Genomic DNA, 18,912 nt, shown 5'->3' on the forward strand with positions numbered 1-18,912 from the left:
CGTAGGAAGGTCGGTGAAATACCATGGGACGGATTTTGGCGGGTGTCGGGATTGTTGTCAACTTGTTTTTGCCAGGCGTCGGCACCCTCATTATGGGCAAGTGGTTTTCCGGGGTGGTTCAACTCGCCGTGCTGTTGGTCGTGTTCTTGCTGAAAAAGCTAAGTTTTGGGATTCTGACCCCCTTTGTCTTTCCCATCAGCGGGGTCATTTGGCTTTGGGCCTTGGTGGGCGGGATTCTGACGTACATTGACCGCGGCCGGCCGCCCCTTGAGCGGCCGCGCTATTAAGCGCGCGCCGCAGGAGCCGAGGTCCAATAGGGCTGAAGCTGGTCCCGCCATTCCTCCGGGAACGGGGCCGGCTTTTGTTGCTGGTAGTCAAAATAAACAACCGTGGCCAACCCCTCCAGCGCCAATTGGTGATCCGGTTCTCGGTAGAGGCGGTGGACGATATCAAAACTGGAGCGGCCAAAGCGCGAGACGCCGCTTTCAATCGTAATTTGGTCGGGGAAGAAGACTTGGCTGATGAAGTCAAGGCGTGCCGAGGCCAGAATAAGCGGCATGCCGTCCAGGTGCAGGGCCTCTCGCAGGAACTGAATGCGAGCCTCTTCCAAATAGCTGAGGTAGACGGCGTTGTTGACGTGACCGGCCATATCGGTTTCGCCGAAGCGAACCCGGAGCGACGTGGTATGCATTGATAACCTCCCTTAAATCCGACGATTAGTATACAAGAGCGACGGGGCTGACGTCAGCCCGGCAGTAAATATGGCGAAGCGAGTTGCGTCCCAAAATGAGTACCACTAAGCCGAGGCTCACACCCAAGGCGCCCACATAATAGGGGACGTGAGGACTGAAGAGAGTCCCCAGCTTACCGGCCAACCAGGGGGCGATGGCGCTGCCAATGAAGCGGACAAAACTGTAGGCCGCTGATGCTGTTGGCCGTTCCACGGGCGCCGCATTCATGACCCCGGTGGTCACCAAGGTGTTGTTAATGCCTAAAAACGCACCGCAAATAATCACCGCCACAATGACCACCGACTGGTCGTTGGCGAAAACGCCAATGGTCGCCAGGTCCAGGGCGATAAGCACCAACATAGCGTAGGTGGTGGTCAAGGTGCCAAAACGGCTCTGCAGGCGAGGCGCGACAAAAACTGAGGCCACCGCAAGCAATACGCCCCAGCCAAAGAACACGAACCCGAGTCCATGCGCGCTTAAGTGCGGGAGCACATACGGCGTATAGGCCAAAATGGTAAAAAAGCCGAAGTTGTAGAGCAACGCCATAACGCCCATGGTAAGGAGACTGCGGTGTCGCAGCGCCCGAATGGGATCAGCAACCGAAGTGCGATGTTCGGGTTTGGGCACGCCACGCAAGAGGACAGCAACGGCGATGAAGGCGATGGCCATCAGAGCGGTGACCCCGTAAAACGGCCCCCGCCAGCTAATACTGCCGAGTGTTCCGCCCAACAACGGTCCCACGGAAATGCCTAACCCCAACGCCGCTTCGTAGAGAATCACGGCTTGGGCCGTGCCCCCGCGGCCCACTGCCACGATGGCGGCCAATGCGGTAGCGATGAAGAACGCGTTGCCTAGTCCCCATCCGGCACGAAATCCAACAATTTGGCCAATCGATCCGGCATGTCCGGCTAAGAAGGAAAAAATCACGATAATCGCCAGTCCGGTTAAGAGGGTGCCCTTGGAACCCAGCCGGGTCGACACAACCCCTGTGATCAACATGGCGACGGCCATGACCGCGTTGTAGCTCGTAAATAGGAGCTCTACCTGAGAAGGGCTGGCGTGTAGTTGTCGCCCGATGAGCGGTAAAATGGGGTCCACTAACCCGAGACCCATAAAGGCGATGACACAGGCAAAAGCAACCGCCCAGACCGCCATAGGCTGATTGAAGAAGCCTGACCGCTGCGATGGCGAATGGCCTGCGGACGCTTCCGCGCTGCTGTTCACGGCGAAGTCTCTCTCCTTCGGCTTAGTTGTATCGTACAATCATCGTGCAAAAAATTAATCCAGAAAGGTGTTGTTGAGTCGAGCCAAAAGCTCGGAAAAGGTTTGAATCTCCTCGTCCGACCAACCATTCAAAAGCCGGCGGTACAGATTTGCTCGCCGGGCTTTCTCATCGCGTAGTGTCTCACGTCCTTTGGAGGTAATCTCCAAACTGGCGGCGCGATGGTCATGAACATCGGGAACGCGCTGCACCCAGCCTTTTTTTTCTAATGCGGAGGCTTGGCGACTGACGGTGGAGACATCCAGATGGAAGGCCAACGCCAATTCCTTGACGCCCAAAGCCCCACGCTCTTCAAGGTGGCGCAAAAGGAGATAGGCGGAGCGATCGACACCCCCATGCTTTTGCGCTGACAAAATTGCCCGGCGCAAAAAGATGGCGATTTGATATTCCACTGCAGCAATGAGACTGGGACGCTCCATGCGGCACCCCTTTCAAAAAACAAGGTGTATCATACAACGATTAAGTTCTTGCGTCCAGTCGTCCTGGCCAACGTATCTATTTTTCCAGTAAAACCTGGTTACCCTAGCGTGTTAAGCTGCGTTAATCTTTTTGAGTGGGTGAGGGGACATGACGAGACAGCGGCAAGCCATACTGGGGTCGGCGGCCATCATATTCCTGGTGGGCGGGTGCGGATGGCATGCCGCGACTCCGCCAACGCTGGCGTCCCGTTCAAGGCCGGTCCATTGGAGCCCCGTGATTCGCCAGGCGATGGCATGGGTGGGTCCGCGCACGCATCTTTCCCTGTTGGCGCCCACCACGCTGCCGCACGCACCGCATACCAGTGCCTATGGATTCGCAACCAATAATTCTTATAGTGTGAGTGTGGTGAAAACTCCAGGCCAGTCGCTGCCCTTTAACGATCCGAAACTCATGAGCGGAAAGACCGGCACCGTATTGGTCTCATTCAGTGCGGTGAAAATAGCATCTCAGGGAAATTCGGTGCCCGTATACAATCTATTGGCGTCGTACAACATGCTCGGGCCGAGTGGCCTGCCACCGCTGAGTGGATCGCCCGTGTCGCTTGCGGGGACCACCGCTCATTGGTCGCTCCGCCGCCATTTATTGTCCGCGAAACGAAATCAGTGGATGTACTTAGTTGAAGATTCCTCCCGTCAAGCCGCTTTAAGCACCATGCGGTCGCTTCTGGCCATTCGCGGGCTTCCCCAACAGCCCGGATTGGTCGTGGTTTCCGGAACCATCGCCATGGCCGATTTTGAGGATCGGGGCATGGTGATGAGCGTCGCTGGCCAACAGTCGACGCCCACTCAAGTGCTGGCCATGACCAAGAGCTTCAAGCCGGTGCCTCGTCAAGGGCTGGACGCGGCGGGCTAGGAAAAGCGCGCAAGAAGCGTCGTGGCGTCGATGCGGGGTCCTACATAAAACGGGCCGAAATCGGCGAAGCGGGCACTGGCCTCGTCAAAGCGCATCTCATAAATCAATTTCTTAATCGGCAAAGGACTATCGGCAAATAGGGTCACGCCCCATTCCCAGTCATCGAGGCCTTGTGAACCGGTGATGATTTGAATCACCTGCTCATGATACTTATGGCCGATGACGCCGTGGTTTTTCATAAGCTCCCGACGCTCATCGCGGCTGGTCATGTACCAGTTGTCCTGGCCTTGCCGGCGCTTGTTCATGGGATAGAAGCAGAGATATTGGGCGTCGGGGATGGCAGGCTCCAACCGTCGCTTCAAGGTCGTATGGATTTGGTCCTCGGAAATGCCGCGGGCTAGATATTTGCTCAACTCCACCATCGAAACATAGGAATAGGGGCGGCTGAGCACCGGACCCATAGGGCTCCGATCCAACCGCAATTCCAATTCGCCCAGTGTTTTCGGATCGGGGCGAAAGTGTAAGAACAAGAGATCGGCCTTATGTCCTAGAATTGAAGCCAGGGCAAAGCTGCCATCATCGGCCTTCACACTCTGATATTCCTCTAAGATGGCACTCAGTTCGTCCCGGGCTGCGGCGCGCTCGCCTGGCGACAACGCTTGCCACCGGTTCCAGTCGATCCGGCGGAAATCGTGAAGCGCATACCAGCCTTCGATAGTCTCGATCGGTTCGCCCATGATGCTATCCCTCCTGTGGTCTCAGCGGAAGTATAGCACAACCACGAGAGGAGCCCCAGGCACGAACCGGCGGCGCCCGATCGTTTCCGCCTTGTGTGATTCAACACGACGTTTGCCGGGCCGGGCCGGAAGGAGGCCTCCGACCGTTGGCACGTCTACCGCTGTCGGTGTATGCAGTGCGCTTGGCTATATGATCCCCCACCTCCGAGGTCGCTTTTCTTTCGGGAAAGCCGGACGATTTACGCGCGCTGGATACTCTTTGGGTCTATAGCAAACTTAAGGAGTGGTCCCACGACCCGCGGCATCCGGGTATCCGCCCCCATGGCGAAATCGAAAAAGATGGAAAAGCCGTGGTCGACCGCTCTTTTCCATGTGCTCTCCGGCACTTGGTTCCCCCGAACCTCGAAGACCTGGCGATTGTTCACTCTCCTCTCCCGGATGCTCCTGGACAATTAGCACTGAATAGCGTGGGAAGTGGATGTTGGCCTTGGGGACGAATAAAAGTCCGCTCCCGATGCCGTTGGGTTCGTTGAGGGGCCGCCGGGACAGACGCCTCAGTGAAGGGTGTGTGATGCGGAGGAGAGTGTCGTATTGCCAAATGGCGGGATTGCCGGGGGGAGCCAGATGGTCCGGTAAATTGGTCCCCAAAAATGGTCGCCCCCCTGCAGGGGTAGTTTGCTGATGCAGGAGGCCCCGACCGCGTCTTGACAGGATCTGGGCGAGGTCGCGGAGTGGGCGTAGGCGGGCACCGCAGCCAGAAAAAGGACGAGTGCAGCCACGGCGCCAATCATGGTTTGCATTTCGCATTCCCGGTTCTCTCGTCTCGGACGTTTTTTCGGACTTAAGAAGCGGCGGTGAAATCCTTTGTTGGTAAGGGTTTTATGCGGACGCCATGGTCTGGACGGCGACATCACCGCCTAAATCCGTGCACGTTACGCCTCCCGCCACCGCATCGCGGGTCAGGCGAAAAGCGGCTGTACCGCCAGCCACCTCTAGGTTTTGAATGGTAATGCGGTTTAGCCATCGGGGCAACAGCGGACGGTTTAGGATGATTTGGCGCGGGCCGACGATTTCCAGGCCTAACAACTGGCGCAACAGGAAGAAGGGGGCTGCGGCCGCCCAGGCTTGTGGGTAGCAGGCGACCGGATAGGGGACGGGACCGGCGGCTCCCCGCCGGGAGAATCCGCAATACAGTTCCGGCAAACGCCCCGCCGGGAAGTGACGTGCCGCTTGGTACACCTGATCGGCCACCACCTGGAGAGCGTGCCAAGCCTGAATGCGGCGGAAGCCCCAGGCAATAATGGCATTGTCATGCGGCCAAACTGACCCGTTGTGATAATGCATGGGATTGTAGAAGGGGGATTGGCTCGACAACGTGCGGATGCCATAGCCCGACAGCATGTCAGGCCGAAGGAGGCGCCGACCAAGCCATTCGGCTTCATCCAAGGGAAGGATGCCAGTAAACAGAAGCTGACCGTGATTGGATGTCAGTGCGCGAACGGGCTGTTTCTGCCCGTCCAACGCATAGACAGGAGGTTCGGCAGCCAGGGGGAGAAACTGCGCGGAAAAGGCCGCTTGAATGGTGTCGGCCCGTCGACGGGCTTGTTCGGCCAACGATCCTTTGCCCAACATGGCCAGCATGGCGGCCGCTTTGTTTAAGGCGGCAAAGGCCAAGCCTTGGACTTCGACCAGGGCGATGGGGCCCGCTGGCACGTGTCCGGCGGTGTCAAGGATGGAGTCAACCGAGTCCTTCCAACCTTGATTGGCAAGCCCATGTTCGGCCTGACGTTGATATTCCAGCAATCCGTCGACATCGGGATCGCTATACTCCAAGATCCAGCCGACCGCGCGTTCCAACGGTTTAGCCAGACGGACAAGCCAGTGATGGTTTTGCGTCCACTGCCAGGTCTCGTACAGTGTGATGATCCACCATAGGGTGCTGTCAATCGAGCCGAAATAGGGGGTATGGGGGATTTGTCGGGAACCCGCCAACTCGCCTTGGCGCAACTCATGCAATATCTTTCCCGGCTCCTCATCGCGGCTGGGGTCCAAACGGCTTCCCTGCCAATGGGCCAAATAGGCAAGACTGTCCTGGGCGAGACCGGGCGTGAGCAGCAACGCTTCCAACCCCGTTATGGCCGCGTCCCGTCCAAATGGCGCAACGTACCACGGAATGCCGGCCTCCACGATGCGGCCTTCGGGATATGCGGTAATGAGCGCACGCAGGTCGTGGCTATTTTGCTCGAGAACACGATTGTAGTCCGTGTTGTCGGTATCAATTTGGGTGACCGCATGGACCCAAGACATGGCCTGTCGGGATTGATGCAAGGCCGCGCGAAAGACCCTGCGGCTCAGCGCCGCCGCGCTCGGCCGCCGGGACTCTTCGTCTGTAGGGGCAACTTCAAAAGAGAAGATGGCGCTGGCCCCCGGTGAAAGACTTGGCTTAAACGTCATGGCGGCTCGTTCCGATGCCGGGACGTCGATTGCGGTGGGATCGGGTTCTACAGCCACACTGAAAGTCCGGGTGCGCCCGTGCTGTCCCACGTGTGAGAAGCGTACCTCACGGGTCCCCATATCGGGGATGATGGGAGCGCGCGAATGGTCACGGGGGACAACACTGCGTACCTGAAAAATGTCGTCGAAGGTGCTGTGCAGGTCGAGCACGAAAGGGACGGCCACCGCCATCGGAGCAAAATTTTTTAAGCGGATACGGATAAACAACCGTTGATGCGCAAGAACAAACGTCATCCGCCCGTGCAGCGTGAGCGGCAACAGGGTGGTCCCATCCCAAGTGAGAGGGCTGTTGGTCCAATCAACCTCGCCGCGGTGGGCCGCGTATAGATGGGTTGATAGGACCGATACCGGGTGTCCTCCGAGCGTCCAGCAGAGGGGTTTCATAAGGCGCATGTCTTTAAAGAAGAGACCGCCCTCGGACGATGCCGGCTGCCCGTCTGAAGACTGCACGAAAAAAAGCGGACCGTCTTTCAATACCAGGGTAGGCTCAATGGCGCCAGGGCTATGACTCCTGGTCTCGGGATCACGATGCCAACGAGGCTCCATCATCGTCTCACCTCTAAAGGATGCAAGCGGGGTCAACTAGACAGGATGAAAATGAGAGAGAAAGTCCTTTGGCAATATTTTAAGAAGCAGGGGCGGCATCCTCAAGAGGTGAGAATCTCCGCCCCGAGAATTTGGCGTTAAACCAAGGAGGTGGGCAGCAAGTCAATCGATTGGGCCAGCGCCAAACCGGCGGCTCCGAGCGCCACCGAATTAGCTGGTACAGCTTCCACCGTGACGCGGCGATTGTTCCGCAATGCCCGCGATTCAATGGCAGCATGAATGGTGGGGAGCACCAAAGGCGCCGCATCCGCGATGGTCCCGCCGATATAGACAGCACTGGGGTTTAGCATATTGAGAAGGTTGACCAGACCCACGGCAAGATGCTCGCCCAGAATCTCAAAGGCCGTCTGATGAGCGTGACTTCCCAATTGCGCAGCTCGAAAAGCGGTATCAACAAAATCCGGGGGCAATGGCCACGGCACATCGATGCCGCGTTCTTGCAAGGCATGCGCCAACCCACGCTCGGAGGCATATTGCTCCCAACAACCGATGTTTCCACACGAGCAGTCTTCTCCCACCGGGCTAATGCTGTGATGGCCAGCTTCGCCGGCGATGCCGTCAGCGCCTCGATAGAGATGACCATTGATGATGACGCCGACGCCTAGGCCAATGCCGGCGTTGATAAATAGTTGATGGGGTACACGGCTTGTTAAATATTGCCACCACGCGCCGCAATTGGCGTCGTTGTCGACAAACACCGGCAGCGTTTCCTGGCGGCTGATGGCGTCGGCGATGGCCCAATCATTAATACCAAGGTTGGGAAGATAGAGGGCGTAGCCTTGATGATGATTGACCAGGCCCGGCAAGCCCACGCCAACGCCCATGAGGCCGTGCGGGCTGGGAGGGCAGTGGGTTTTGGCCAACTGAATTTCTTCGACAATGAAGTCGGTCAATTGCTCGCGACTGAGCAACGGGGATTGCCGGTCAATGTCGCGCCGGCGTTCAAAGGCGATTTGCCGGCCTGCATTGATAAGCACGGTGGTGATGTGGGTAATCTGCACGTCCACACCGATGACGTACCCGCTGTCGGCGTTGAATTGCAAAATGATTGGCTTTCGGCCTCCACTCGAGGTTCCTGTTCCCACTTCCACAACAAATTTGTCGGAAATCAATTCGTCAACCAGCGAGGAAACGGTAGCCCGATTCAGGCCCGTTTGGCGGGAAATATCGGCCCGCGAGATCGTTTTCCGCTGATACAAAAGGCCCAAAACTGTGCGTTTGTTTACATTGCGCATCACCGATGCGTCAACAGTTGTGGACATGCTTTTTACCCTCCACGGAATCGTCTATTGGAAATGATTTCACGGTGCACTCTTGACTTGGTTAGTATAACATACATACGAAGTTCCGAAAGAGAATGACTTAACAAGATAATTCTGAAATATTGGGTGCATTCAGTTAGAAAGTTCCTGGTTTCTTTAAGAGAGGTCTCAGGAGGGAACGACGATGAACATTGGCAAGGTTTCCTTGACGGCCGCAGCAGCATTGGGCATGGCTGCGGTTATCGCCGGTTGTGGGAGTGGCTCAACCACCAGCAACGCATCTGGCAGCACCACGGCCCAACCTCTAGTCATGGCGCCGGCGCCGTACGGATCCTACACCGCAAACTTTAACCCCTTTTCGTCTTCCGCAAACCCGGGTACGGATGGGTTCATCTATGAACCGTTGTTCTACTTCAGCACCATTTCCAACCACTAATACGGCTTGTTGGGCAAATCCTACGCTTGGAGCAATGGCGACAAGACGTTGACCGTCCAGCTGCGTAGTAATGTGAAATGGACTGACGGCACGGCCTTTAGTGCCAAAGACGTGGTCTATACCTTTAACCTGTTGAAGGCTAACCCGGCTTTGGACACGTCGGGCGTGTGGCAGCACCTCACGTCGGTGACCGCCAGCGGACCGAACACGGTGGTGTTTAACTTCAAGGATGCCAACGTGCCGTTTGGCGTATACGTGCTGGAAACCTATATTGTACCGCAACACATCTGGTCCAAGATTTCCGACCCCGCGAAATACTTGAACTCCAAGCCGGTTGGCACAGGTCCTTACGAGCTTTCGTCTTTCAGCTCGCAGGACTACAAGTTTACTCCCAACAAGAATTACTATCTCGGCAAACCGCCGGTTCCAGAAATCGAAGTTCCCGCCTATGACAGCAACAACGCCTTGAACACCGCGTTGGCAGCGGGTCAAATTGGCTGGAGCGGCCAGTTCATTCCCGACATCAAGGGGGTCTACACCTCCAAGAGTGCCAATAACCAGTACTTCTTCGCACCGTATGAGCTGGTAGCTCTATATCCCAACTTGAAGAACCCGCTCTTGACCTTGCCGGTGCGCCAAGCCATCAACGTGGCGTTAAACCGCCAGCAGATGGGCATCAAGGGTGAGTACGGCTACGAGAAGCCGGCCAGCCCCACCGGATTGATTCTTCCGGCCCAGCAACAGTACCTAGCCCCGGGACTTCCCACCAGCGAGACATATCGTCCGTCGAAGGCGGAAAGCATTTTGGAGAAGGCTGGATATAAGAAGAACGCATCAGGCGTCTTTGTGTCGCCGTCTGGACAACCCCTCAACTTCACCATTCAGGTGCCGTCGGGTTGGTCCGACTGGGATGCCGACACCGCCATGATGGCCCAGGAGCTGACCAAGGTCGGCATCAAGACCACCGTGGTGCAAGACTCCTACGGTGAATACGTGTCCAACCTGCAGGGCGGCAAGTACACCTTGGCCATGTCGTGGACCAACCCGGGGCCGACACCCTACTATGCGCTCTACAATTCGCTGGATCCGAAGGGTGACTGGAACTTGGAGGGCTACAACAACAGTACTGTCAACAATGCGCTGAACCAGTATGCGCAAACCACCAACACGCAGACGCAGATTCAGGCTATCCAGACCGTGGAAAAGGCATTGGTCAACCAACTGCCCATTATCCCGCTGTTGGACGGCGCCCTTTGGGACGAGTACAGTACGGCCAATTACACCGGTTGGCCAACCCAATCGAACCCCTATGTGACCTCGGCTCCGTACAGCTGGCCGGCTCCGGAAATTGTGGTCATGCATTTGAAGCCGGCTAAATAACGACTCGACTCTCGGACCTTATGAACCGCATCGGAGATGGATCGGAGATTTCGCCTGAGGCGAAATTCTCCGATCGCTCCGTCTGAAGGAGGGCAAAGTCGGTGCGCTACGTCACACAAAAGATTCTCTTCTTTTTTGTTACATTGTGGGCGGCCGTGACGATTAACTTTATTCTGCCGCGCATGATGCCAGGCAATCCTGCCTTGGCCATGTTCGCGAAGTTTCAAGGTCAGCTCAATCCGGCGGCATTGCACGCGTTGGAGTTGGAGTTTGGCTTCTCCAAGCAGCCGTTGATTTTGCAATACTTGACCTATCTTAAGAACCTCGTCACCTTACACTGGGGCCTTTCCTACACGTATTACCCGACACCAGTGACAACCGTCATTGCCCACAGTCTTCCCTGGACGATTGGACTGGTTGGCGCCGCGACGGTGATTGCCGTAATTATTGGGACGCTGTTAGGCATCTATATTGCGTGGCGACGCAACGGCTTCTTGGACTCGACGCTGCCGGTAACCACCATGTTCCTTCAAGCCATGCCATATTTTTGGACCGGAACGATGCTGTTGTTCCTATTTGCCTTTCTGTACCACGTATTCCCGCTCGGCCATGCGTATTCCTCGACCGTCACCCCCGGTTGGAATGGGCCCTTTATTGGAAGCGTTATTGGCCACGCCATTTTGCCCGCCATCACGGTCTTCTTAGGGTCTGTCAGCGGTTGGATTATTGGGATGCGCAACAATATGATTAACACCCTCGGCGAGGATTATGTGGTGTTTGCCGAAGCCAAGGGCGTCTCTAACTGGCGCTTGATGACCAGTTACGCGGCGAGAAACGCTATTTTGCCACAGGTGACGAGCTTCGCACTGGCCATGGGACTCATTGTCAGCGGTTCGATTCTTACCGAAGAGGTGTTCTCGTATCCGGGGATTGGATTCCAGTTAACCAATGGCGTGTTATCGCAGGACCTGCCGTTGATTCAGTCCGCCTTCCTCATTATTGCCGTCGCGGTGTTGGTCGTGAACTTGTTGGTCGACATTCTTTACTCGCGGCTTGACCCGCGGGTAAGGACAGGGGGAGGGACTCACTAATGGCACAGCAAACGCTTAACACCCCTTTGGCGTCTCCTACGGCCCCTGCAGGGCCGGTTCGGCGCCGACCGCCAGGCATTCGCCGCATGGCCGCCGTGATGTTTTCCAACCGCAAGTCTACCGTGGGTGTCATTCTCTTCCTGTTCTTCGTGCTGATGGCGATATTCGCTCCATTCATCGCGCCCTATCCGCCGAATTCGACCGCCTTTACCGCCAATCTTCCGCCCAGCGGAGCGCATCTTTTCGGTACTACGGCGCAGGGTCAGGATATTTTTTCGCAGTTTATCTATGGTGCTCGGACCACCTTGGAGGTGGGCATCGGGGCCGGCCTCCTGGCCACGGTGTTGAGCCTTTTGATTGGCGTGACCGGCGGTTATGAGGGCGGATGGGTGGACACCGTGCTAAACTTCCTGAGCAACATCTTCTTGGTGCTGCCGGGGCTGGCGCTGTTGATTCTAATTGAATCGTATGTGCACCAAAGTTCCCCCGAATTTAACGGTCTGGTCATCGGGTTGACTGGGTGGGCATGGGGCGCTCGCGTATTTCGCGCCCAGACCATGAGTTTGGCCCAGCGGGACTTCGTGACTGCGGCCAAGCTGTCCGGAGCCTCCGATTTGCGCATCATGGTGACGGAAATCATGCCCAATATGACCTCGATTATCGCCTCCAACATTATGTATGCCTGTCTAGCGGCCATCTTGGCGGAGTCAGGGCTGGCGTTCTTAGGATTGGAAAATGTCAACAGCGTCTCCTGGGGTACGATGCTCTATTGGTCCTCGCAAGGCGACGCCATGTTGACCGGCGCCTGGTGGTGGTTTGTGCCTCCCGGCTTGGGCATCGCCTTGGTCGGATTAAGTTTGGTGCTCATGAACTACGCCATGGACCAGCTGACCAATCCGCGCCTTCGCGAACTGCCACGCCGGGAAAGGAGGATGCGCCATGAGTGAAAACACCCCGGTTTTGGAAGTCAAGGATGTCTCCATCGCCTACGAGTCGGCTCGCGGCTCGGTGCAGGCCGTCTCCCATATCAACTTGAGCCTCATGCCGGATCACATTTTGGGATTGGTTGGGGAGTCAGGTAGCGGCAAGTCCACTTTGGCCAATGGGATTATGCGGCTTTTGAAGGGATCGGCGCATTTGGTCGGTGGGGAAATTTTAGTCAATGGCCAGAACGTCTATCAAATGGACGCGAGGACGCTTCGCCAGTTCCGTTGGAACTCGATGGCGATGGTATTCCAGAGTGCCATGACGGTGTTGAATCCGGTCATGACGGTGGAGCAGCAGATGATGGATGTGTTCTTGTCGCACCGTAAAGGCATGTCCAAGCAGGAAGCCCGCAACCGCTCCCTTGAACTCTTGGACATGGTGCGGATTGCGCGTAAACATGCCAAGAGCTATCCGCATGAATTATCGGGAGGCATGAAGCAGCGCATCGTGATTGCCATCGCCTTGGCGCTGGAGCCCAGCCTGGTGATTATGGACGAGCCGACCACGGCCTTGGATGTGGTGGTGCAGCGTTCCATCCTAGACCAAATCAAGGAATTGCAGCGCGAGAAGCATTTTGCCGTGCTGTTTATCAGCCATGACTTCAGTCTAGTGGCGGAACTGGCATCGCAGGTGGCGATTATGTACGCTGGCCGGGTGGTGGAGATGACCGAAAGCCAGGGGCTCAGCAAACACGACATGCATCATCACCCGTATACCAGCGGACTGATGCGGGCCATTCCCCGCTTGACCCATGAGGATGTGGAGATTGAGGGCATCCCCGGGCATCCGCCCAATCTTGTGGAGTTGCCCTCCGGTTGTGCGTATCATCCTCGCTGCCCGCTGGCCCAGCCCATTTGCCGAGAAGTGCGTCCGGAACCCATCGCAACCGGCGGGCGGCTGATTGCCTGCCATGCATTTGACCCGGAGAAGCGAGGTGCATTTGTTCATGTCTCTTGACAAGAGCGACCTTCTAGTTGAGGCGGAGAATCTGGTCATGCGCTTTCCGGTCCGGGGCGGGCAGTGGATCCGCCCAGTGGATGACGTATCCTTCTCCATCCGACGTGGTGAGGTGTTGGCGTTGGTTGGCGAGTCGGGCAGCGGCAAAACAACCATCGGCCGGTCGCTGCTCCGCATCCTGGAGCCGGCCCAGGGCACCATCCGGGTAGCGGGAAGCGATGTCACCCACATCAAGGGCAAGGCCCTGGTGCGATATCGTCGTGAAGCCCAGATGATTTTTCAGGACCCTTTCGGGTCGCTGAATCCCATCAAGACCGTGGAGGCGCATCTCACCTTTCCCATTAAGAAGCACCGTGGAGGAAACGCGGATCGGGTGAGCGCCGTGGTGGATGAGTTGCTTACGCGGGTGGGCCTAACCCCGGTGGACGAGACGCGGCAAAAGTTTCCGCACGAACTCTCCGGCGGTCAACGGCAACGCTTGGCGATCGCCCGTGCGCTTGCCGTGCAGCCCACCTTTCTGGTGGCTGACGAGCTCATCTCTATGCTGGATGTGTCTATTCGCGCCGGCATTCTGAAACTCATGAACGAGCTTAAGGCCGAATTCCGTTTGTCGTTTCTCTATATTACCCACGACTTGGCTTCGGCCCGCTATTTTGGCGACCGCATCATGGTGCTCTATGCCGGACGAATCATGGAAACGGCCGCTTCGCGGGAATTGGTCAGAAACCCCAGTCATCCCTATACCCGCCTGCTGCTGGCCGCAACGCCCGGCAGTCAGCACCACGGCAAACTCCCCGAGCGGGTTAACGAGCCGCCGGATTTGAGCGAAGCCCGCCGCGGATGCCCCTTCGCCACGCGGTGTCTTTACGCAACCGATGAATGTCGGGAAACCATGCCACCGATGACCGAGATAGAACCCGGACACCAGGTGGCCTGCTATCACCCGCAGACGGGCGCCATTGCCGTCGAGCGGGCCACTATCTGAAGCGAGGTGCAGCATGACAGACAAACTCACGTTTCCTAAGGACTTCATTTTTGGTGTGGCCACATCCTCGTATCAAATTGAAGGCGCGGCCTTTGAGGACGGGCGTATTCCCTCCCATTGGGACACCTTTGCACATACCCCAGGCAAGACCGTTCAGGGCGAAAGCGGGGATGTGGCTTGCGACCATTATCATCGCTACCCCGATGATGTGGCGATGATTGCGAGCCTAGGCCTCGACTCGTATCGCTTCTCGTTTGCATGGCCCCGCATTTTGACCGAGGACCGCAAGGTCAACGACAAGGGCATTGCCTTCTACCACCGGCTGTTGGATGAGATGGAAAAGCATGGCGTCACTCCCGCGGCGACCATCTATCATTGGGATTTGCCGCAATGGCTGGCCGATCGCGGCGGATGGGCCAACCGGGACAGCGTCGGATACTTCAGCGACTTTGCGGAGGTGCTGTTTAAGCACTTCGGCGATCGCATCGGCACCTGGATTACCCACAATGAGCCCTGGTGCGCCTCCTTCCTAAGTTATGGAATGGGGCATCATGCACCGGGACACCGCGACTGGCGGGAAGCGGTCTTGGCCTCCCACCATCTGCTGCTCTCCCATGGCGAGGTGGTCAAGGGATATCGTGCGTTCAATCTCAAGGGTGAAATCGGCATTACCTTAAATCTCAATGTGACGGACCCGAAGACGGACAGTGAAGCCGACATTAAGGCGGCGGAGCGAGGAGACGGGTTCCAAAATCGCTGGTTCCTGGACCCCATCTTCAAGGGCCGTTACCCCAGCGACATGATGGATGTCTTCCGGCCCTATGTCCAGGACTATGGCTTCATCAAGCCGGGTGACTTGGAGACCATCGCCGTCCCCATCGACTTTTTGGGCGTGAATTATTACAGCCGGGCGGTGGTGTACGACGACCCCGGCGATTCGTTCATGGGCCTGGGCAACGTGCCGGTACCCTTGGACCGCATGACCGACATGGGCTGGGAAGTCCATCCCAACTCGCTCTATCGGCTGTTGATGCGGCTAAATCGGGAGTATACCCAGATTCCGCTCTTCATCACGGAGAATGGCGCCGCGTATCCGGACGTGGTCAGTGAAGATGGGCATGTCCACGACATCGATCGGATAGAATTTGTTCGAAGCCATCTCGAGGCGGCGCGGCAAGCGATTGCCGAAGGCAGCACGCTTAAGGGCTACTATCTGTGGTCCTTGATGGACAATTTTGAATGGGCGTTCGGATACTCCAAGCGTTTCGGCATCGTGTACGTGGACTATGCCACCCAAAAGCGCATTTTAAAAGACAGCGCGCTGTGGTATCGGGACTTCGTGCAGAACTCCCGGGTTTAGGCGATTTTTCGGGGCGGGGCGACCCGCCCCTTCGACATCAGGAGAGGTGAGCAGAATGACGGGATTTAGTCTGGGAGCTAACTATTGGAGTCGGGTGGGCGGTCCCCGCATGTGGAGCCAATGGGACGCGGCGGCCGTGCGGCAAGAGCTGGGTTGGGCTCGGGACATCGGTCTGGATACCTTGCGATTCTTTATTTACTGGCCAGATTTTGAGCCTCAGCCGGGCGTGGACAACCCCGCGCTTTGGGAACGGGTGGCCGAGTTTTTGAATCTCTGTCAGGAATATGGATTGAAGACGTTCCCGACCTTGTTGGTAGGCCACATGTCAGGGCGCAATTGGGATCCGGCCTGGCGTGAAGGCCGGGATTTATGGACAGATGCCTGGATGGTGGAACACGAGGAGGCTTTTATCCGCCGCAGCGTCTCGCGTCTTCAGTCGATGCCGACGGTTTCGGGCTGGGTGCTGACCAACGAGTGGCCTTTGTACGCGGGACTTACCACCCCGGAGGTCTTTGAGCCTTGGATTCAACGCATGACCCACGCGGTGCGGGAGCATGATCCCAAGAGGCGCCCCATCACCATGGGCGATGGGCTTTGGAATGCCATGGGGGCCAACAACGGGATTCAGGTCGACATGTTGGAGCAGTATGTGGACATTGTGGGCCCTCATGTCTATCCTGAAACTCCCGACGCTGCGGAAGTGGCCATGGCCTCTTATGTGCACTGTGCCATGGGTCAAGGGAAGCGTCCGGTGCTGTTGGAGGAATTCGGCACGACCGATGCCTTTGGAACCGGAGAGCAGCAAGGAGCCTTCTATCGCTCTCAGCTGGCTGGAGCGCTGATGGCCGGGGCCGTTGGGGCATGGGGATGGTGTCTCACTGACTTTGAACTGCCGACCACCATGCCATATTCCCATCATCCCTTTGAACTGCGGTTTGGCCTGCTCAAAACCGATGGCACGCCTAAACCGACCGCCAAGGCGATGAAAAGTTTTGGAGAGGCAGCTCGGCAGTTCGGCCAGGTCGATCCGGATCGGATTGGCGTGCTGGTTCCCGCTTTGCAGACGGAGGTGATTCCGTTCCGACGGGGACCAGAAGGGGAGCTCATGACCCGAGTGGCCTCGCGCATGTTGCGGAGTTTGGCGCAGTTGGGGTATAACCCGCTGGTGATCCGCGAACCGATCCCGCCTGCCAGCGGATTCGTTCAAGATGTACCTGAACTGCCGGAACTGGATGGCTGCGACACCCTCTTTTTGGTGGCTCCGCGCATCGGTGAACCGCTTCGTCTGCGCCTCGAGGACTGGGTGCGGCAAGGGGGCCGCTTGTACCTGGCGTATTCCTACACCTATTGGTTCCCCGACACGGCCGCTTTCTTAGGGGTTGAGCGCACCGGCCAATACAACGTCAAGGAGCGCTTCTCGGGTCCAGCCAAGATGATCGGTCGTATCGGGGCCGATCTCGAGATTTTCGGCGAGGCCGATTTTGTCAGTCTGAAAGGCGTGGCAGCCGAGGTGTTGGCCCAGTTGGATACGGGCGAAGCGGTGCTGTTCCGCCACAATCTCGGCCGCGGCGCGGTGGTGGTAAACGCTCTTGGGCTCGAAGCGTCGGCAGGCGAGGTGGACGGCCTGGTACGCTTCTACCAGAGTCTTCTTGGCTATCTTCAGGTTTCCCCGCGGGTGCAGCTTTCGGGATCAGTGGGACAGGCGGCGGTATCGACGACCGGTCAGATGATGGTCATGAATCACGGGGGCACAGTGCTCAAGGCATCCGCAGCCTCGGGGATGCTCGACGGCCAAAAGCAGATTGAAGTCCCGCCGCATCAATGGTGGGTTGGGACATGGAGCAAATGAGGGCCATCCGCTGGTACGGACAAGCGGGATTTGTCGTGGAGGATGGCGGCGCCCGGATCGCGGTTGATTTATTCTTACGCCCCGATCCCCGCCTTCGGAAACCCGTCGTCGGTCCCGACGATCTGGGCCCACTGGACGCGGTGTTGGCAACGCACGAGCATCATGATCATTTGGACGAATGGACGCTTCGCGCCTTGCAGGAACATCAGCCTCAGTTGCGGGTGGTGGTGCCGGAGCCGATTCGGCGCCAGGCGGAAAGCTTGCGCTTGATGAACCTCGAGGGAGCGGTGCCAAATGTGTCCTTCACCGTGGGCGCACTTGAGGTGACCCCGGTGCGGGCGCTGCATGCTGTGCACATGGATGAAGGCTATCACTTTGGCGAACCCGATGGCCGCTTTTTGGGCTACGCGATCCGGGCAGGCTCGGCGGTGGTCTACCACAGCGGCGACACTATTATGTACCCGAAGTTGGCGGAAACCTTAAAGGCTCTGGGCGTGACCATCCTGCTACTGCCCATCAACGGGCGCACCTATCGGCGTGAGAACCAAGACCTGGTGGGCAACCTGCACCCTGAAGAGGCGGTTGACCTAGCCGTGGAGGTGGGCGCACGGGTCCTCATTCCCATGCACTTTGAGACCTATCCGAACAATCTCGGAGATGTGGGCCAGGCAGCCGATTTGGCCTTGCAGGCTGGCGTGACCTTGGTGGTACCGCATTATGGTCAGCCAGTGCCCATGGATTGGCCAGACTAGCGCCTCGCACACGGAATGGGGACGTCTCGTTCAAGGTGAAAGTCCTGAATGCGCATGGCCGGTCCAACCGTTACCACCAACAAGATGCCCAGGTCTAATAGGTTATCTTCGGGGGGCGGTCGCCGGAGATGGGGCGTTGGAAAACAATCCTTCGCACGTAGTCGCGGAACGCGATCACCGTTTGATTCCCTTCTATATAGGGTTTCATGGTGGCGCGTATCCAGGGTCTGGGTAAACACCGGAGCCCAGCGCTTGACTAAATCGCGGTTCTATCCGCACGCCCAGCATTTCCGCGATGACCACGGCCGGCTAAGAGAGGGCGAGCGCCTTCACAGCCTAAACGGTTTGCCCGGCCTCGTAGGGAGCGAGTAAGTTATGGGCCAGGCGGTGAATGGTGTGCGAATCAATTCACGGAAATCGTGTATTTCCAGGCCAGTTTCAGTACGAGCCTTGCAGGGAACCTTGAAGAATGGGCCGATGGTATAGGATTTTTTGGAAAGTGGGGGAAAATGGTCCCTCTTGGAACATGATCCGCAACGCGATGTGGAAGACCTTGTTTTCGGTTCTTCGTACGCCTAGCAGCTTGTGTGAATAGTCCCGAACATCCGGCGCAAAAAGGACTTCGCGACCCGGATGGCGAAATAAAAACTT

The 18,912-nt window shown here is 57.4% G+C and carries 17 protein-coding genes; 11 read left to right on the forward strand and 6 right to left on the reverse strand.

Annotated elements, in window-relative coordinates:
• Window positions 1-23 precede the first annotated feature (23 nt).
• A complete protein-coding gene (locus HIJ39_RS11005; protein WP_169099618.1) occupies window positions 24-287 on the forward strand; it encodes a hypothetical protein in 264 nt (87 codons plus the stop codon).
• Here the strand turns inward: HIJ39_RS11005 and HIJ39_RS11010 are convergent.
• The 3 genes from HIJ39_RS11010 to HIJ39_RS11020 are packed head-to-tail and all read right to left on the reverse strand — an operon-like array spanning window position 284 to window position 2,432.
• A complete protein-coding gene (locus HIJ39_RS11010; RefSeq protein ID WP_169099620.1) occupies window positions 284-691 on the reverse strand; it encodes an acyl-CoA thioesterase in 408 nt (135 codons plus the stop codon). The genes HIJ39_RS11005 and HIJ39_RS11010 overlap by 4 nt on opposite strands.
• 25 nt (window positions 692-716) lie before the next feature.
• On the reverse strand, window positions 717-1,955 hold the full coding sequence (locus HIJ39_RS11015; RefSeq protein ID WP_207711627.1) for an MFS transporter: 1,239 nt from the start codon (window positions 1,953-1,955) through the stop codon (window positions 717-719).
• Window positions 1,956-2,009: 54 nt separating this feature from the next.
• Complete coding sequence (locus HIJ39_RS11020; protein ID WP_169099622.1) at window positions 2,010-2,432, reverse strand: MarR family winged helix-turn-helix transcriptional regulator; 423 nt, start codon at window positions 2,430-2,432, stop codon at window positions 2,010-2,012.
• A 148-nt stretch (window positions 2,433-2,580) separates the two neighbouring features.
• Here HIJ39_RS11020 and HIJ39_RS11025 point away from each other — a divergent pair, with 148 nt between their 5' ends.
• Window positions 2,581-3,345, forward strand: a complete 765-nt coding sequence (locus HIJ39_RS11025) for a hypothetical protein (RefSeq protein ID WP_169099624.1) — start codon at window positions 2,581-2,583, stop codon at window positions 3,343-3,345.
• Here the strand turns inward: HIJ39_RS11025 and hemQ are convergent.
• The 3 genes from hemQ to HIJ39_RS11040 all read right to left on the reverse strand — a co-directional run bounded on the left by hemQ (window position 3,342) and on the right by HIJ39_RS11040 (window position 8,464).
• Window positions 3,342-4,082, reverse strand: coding sequence for a hydrogen peroxide-dependent heme synthase (gene hemQ, locus HIJ39_RS11030; protein WP_169099626.1), 741 nt, complete (start codon window positions 4,080-4,082; stop codon window positions 3,342-3,344). The genes HIJ39_RS11025 and hemQ overlap by 4 nt on opposite strands.
• A gap of 879 nt (window positions 4,083-4,961) precedes the next feature.
• Window positions 4,962-7,145 carry a glycogen debranching N-terminal domain-containing protein gene (locus tag HIJ39_RS11035; RefSeq protein ID WP_169099628.1) on the reverse strand — a complete coding sequence of 728 codons (2,184 nt, stop codon included), beginning with the start codon at window positions 7,143-7,145 and terminating at the stop codon, window positions 4,962-4,964.
• Between the two features lie 134 nt (window positions 7,146-7,279).
• Window positions 7,280-8,464, reverse strand: coding sequence for an ROK family transcriptional regulator (locus HIJ39_RS11040; protein ID WP_169099630.1), 1,185 nt, complete (start codon window positions 8,462-8,464; stop codon window positions 7,280-7,282).
• A gap of 184 nt (window positions 8,465-8,648) precedes the next feature.
• On the opposite strand from HIJ39_RS11040, the gene HIJ39_RS24135 reads away from it, so the two are divergent.
• The 9 genes from HIJ39_RS24135 (at window position 8,649) to HIJ39_RS11080 (ending at window position 18,261) form a co-directional block, all read left to right on the forward strand.
• A complete protein-coding gene (locus HIJ39_RS24135; protein WP_243239559.1) occupies window positions 8,649-8,900 on the forward strand; it encodes a hypothetical protein in 252 nt (83 codons plus the stop codon).
• A gap of 9 nt (window positions 8,901-8,909) precedes the next feature.
• Entirely contained in the window at window positions 8,910-10,280 is a 1,371-nt protein-coding gene (locus tag HIJ39_RS11045) for an ABC transporter substrate-binding protein (protein ID WP_275107315.1), read from the forward strand.
• 101 nt (window positions 10,281-10,381) lie between these two features.
• Complete coding sequence (locus HIJ39_RS11050) at window positions 10,382-11,371, forward strand: ABC transporter permease (protein ID WP_338055149.1); 990 nt, start codon at window positions 10,382-10,384, stop codon at window positions 11,369-11,371.
• Window positions 11,371-12,318 (forward strand): ABC transporter permease, encoded by a 948-nt coding sequence (locus HIJ39_RS11055; RefSeq protein WP_207711628.1) that lies wholly within the window; start codon window positions 11,371-11,373, stop codon window positions 12,316-12,318. Before HIJ39_RS11050 ends, HIJ39_RS11055 begins: the two co-directional genes overlap by 1 nt.
• Window positions 12,311-13,315 (forward strand): ABC transporter ATP-binding protein, encoded by a 1,005-nt coding sequence (locus HIJ39_RS11060; protein WP_169099632.1) that lies wholly within the window; start codon window positions 12,311-12,313, stop codon window positions 13,313-13,315. Before HIJ39_RS11055 ends, HIJ39_RS11060 begins: the two co-directional genes overlap by 8 nt.
• The gene (locus HIJ39_RS11065) at window positions 13,305-14,300 is read left to right on the forward strand and encodes an ABC transporter ATP-binding protein (RefSeq protein ID WP_207711629.1); all 996 of its coding nucleotides are present in this window, start codon (window positions 13,305-13,307) and stop codon (window positions 14,298-14,300) included. Before HIJ39_RS11060 ends, HIJ39_RS11065 begins: the two co-directional genes overlap by 11 nt.
• Window positions 14,301-14,313: 13 nt before the next feature.
• Window positions 14,314-15,660, forward strand: coding sequence for a GH1 family beta-glucosidase (locus HIJ39_RS11070; RefSeq protein ID WP_169099635.1), 1,347 nt, complete (start codon window positions 14,314-14,316; stop codon window positions 15,658-15,660).
• Between the two features lie 55 nt (window positions 15,661-15,715).
• Window positions 15,716-17,509, forward strand: coding sequence for a glycoside hydrolase 5 family protein (locus tag HIJ39_RS11075; RefSeq protein WP_169099637.1), 1,794 nt, complete (start codon window positions 15,716-15,718; stop codon window positions 17,507-17,509).
• Complete coding sequence (locus HIJ39_RS11080; RefSeq protein ID WP_169099639.1) at window positions 17,497-18,261, forward strand: MBL fold metallo-hydrolase; 765 nt, start codon at window positions 17,497-17,499, stop codon at window positions 18,259-18,261. Before HIJ39_RS11075 ends, HIJ39_RS11080 begins: the two co-directional genes overlap by 13 nt.
• The last annotated feature ends 651 nt before the right edge of the window (window positions 18,262-18,912 follow it).

It is taken from the genome of Sulfobacillus harzensis (assembly GCF_012933365.1).
GTDB lineage: Bacteria > Bacillota > Sulfobacillia > Sulfobacillales > Sulfobacillaceae > Sulfobacillus_B > Sulfobacillus_B harzensis.

Excerpts from the sequence above, each read along its gene's own strand:
- HIJ39_RS11005 (WP_169099618.1), top strand. The coding sequence starts at position 24 with ATGGGACGGATTTTGGCGGGTGTCGGGATTGTTGTCAACTTGTTTTTG.
- HIJ39_RS11010 (WP_169099620.1), bottom strand. The coding sequence starts at position 691 with ATGCATACCACGTCGCTCCGGGTTCGCTTCGGCGAAACCGATATGGCC.
- HIJ39_RS11020 (WP_169099622.1), bottom strand. The coding sequence starts at position 2,432 with ATGGAGCGTCCCAGTCTCATTGCTGCAGTGGAATATCAAATCGCCATC.
- HIJ39_RS11025 (WP_169099624.1), top strand. The coding sequence starts at position 2,581 with ATGACGAGACAGCGGCAAGCCATACTGGGGTCGGCGGCCATCATATTC.
- hemQ (WP_169099626.1), bottom strand. The coding sequence starts at position 4,082 with ATGGGCGAACCGATCGAGACTATCGAAGGCTGGTATGCGCTTCACGAT.
- HIJ39_RS11035 (WP_169099628.1), bottom strand. The coding sequence starts at position 7,145 with ATGATGGAGCCTCGTTGGCATCGTGATCCCGAGACCAGGAGTCATAGC.
- HIJ39_RS11040 (WP_169099630.1), bottom strand. The coding sequence starts at position 8,464 with ATGTCCACAACTGTTGACGCATCGGTGATGCGCAATGTAAACAAACGC.
- HIJ39_RS24135 (WP_243239559.1), top strand. The coding sequence starts at position 8,649 with ATGAACATTGGCAAGGTTTCCTTGACGGCCGCAGCAGCATTGGGCATG.
- HIJ39_RS11055 (WP_207711628.1), top strand. The coding sequence starts at position 11,371 with ATGGCACAGCAAACGCTTAACACCCCTTTGGCGTCTCCTACGGCCCCT.
- HIJ39_RS11060 (WP_169099632.1), top strand. The coding sequence starts at position 12,311 with ATGAGTGAAAACACCCCGGTTTTGGAAGTCAAGGATGTCTCCATCGCC.
- HIJ39_RS11065 (WP_207711629.1), top strand. The coding sequence starts at position 13,305 with ATGTCTCTTGACAAGAGCGACCTTCTAGTTGAGGCGGAGAATCTGGTC.
- HIJ39_RS11070 (WP_169099635.1), top strand. The coding sequence starts at position 14,314 with ATGACAGACAAACTCACGTTTCCTAAGGACTTCATTTTTGGTGTGGCC.
- HIJ39_RS11075 (WP_169099637.1), top strand. The coding sequence starts at position 15,716 with ATGACGGGATTTAGTCTGGGAGCTAACTATTGGAGTCGGGTGGGCGGT.
- HIJ39_RS11080 (WP_169099639.1), top strand. The coding sequence starts at position 17,497 with ATGGAGCAAATGAGGGCCATCCGCTGGTACGGACAAGCGGGATTTGTC.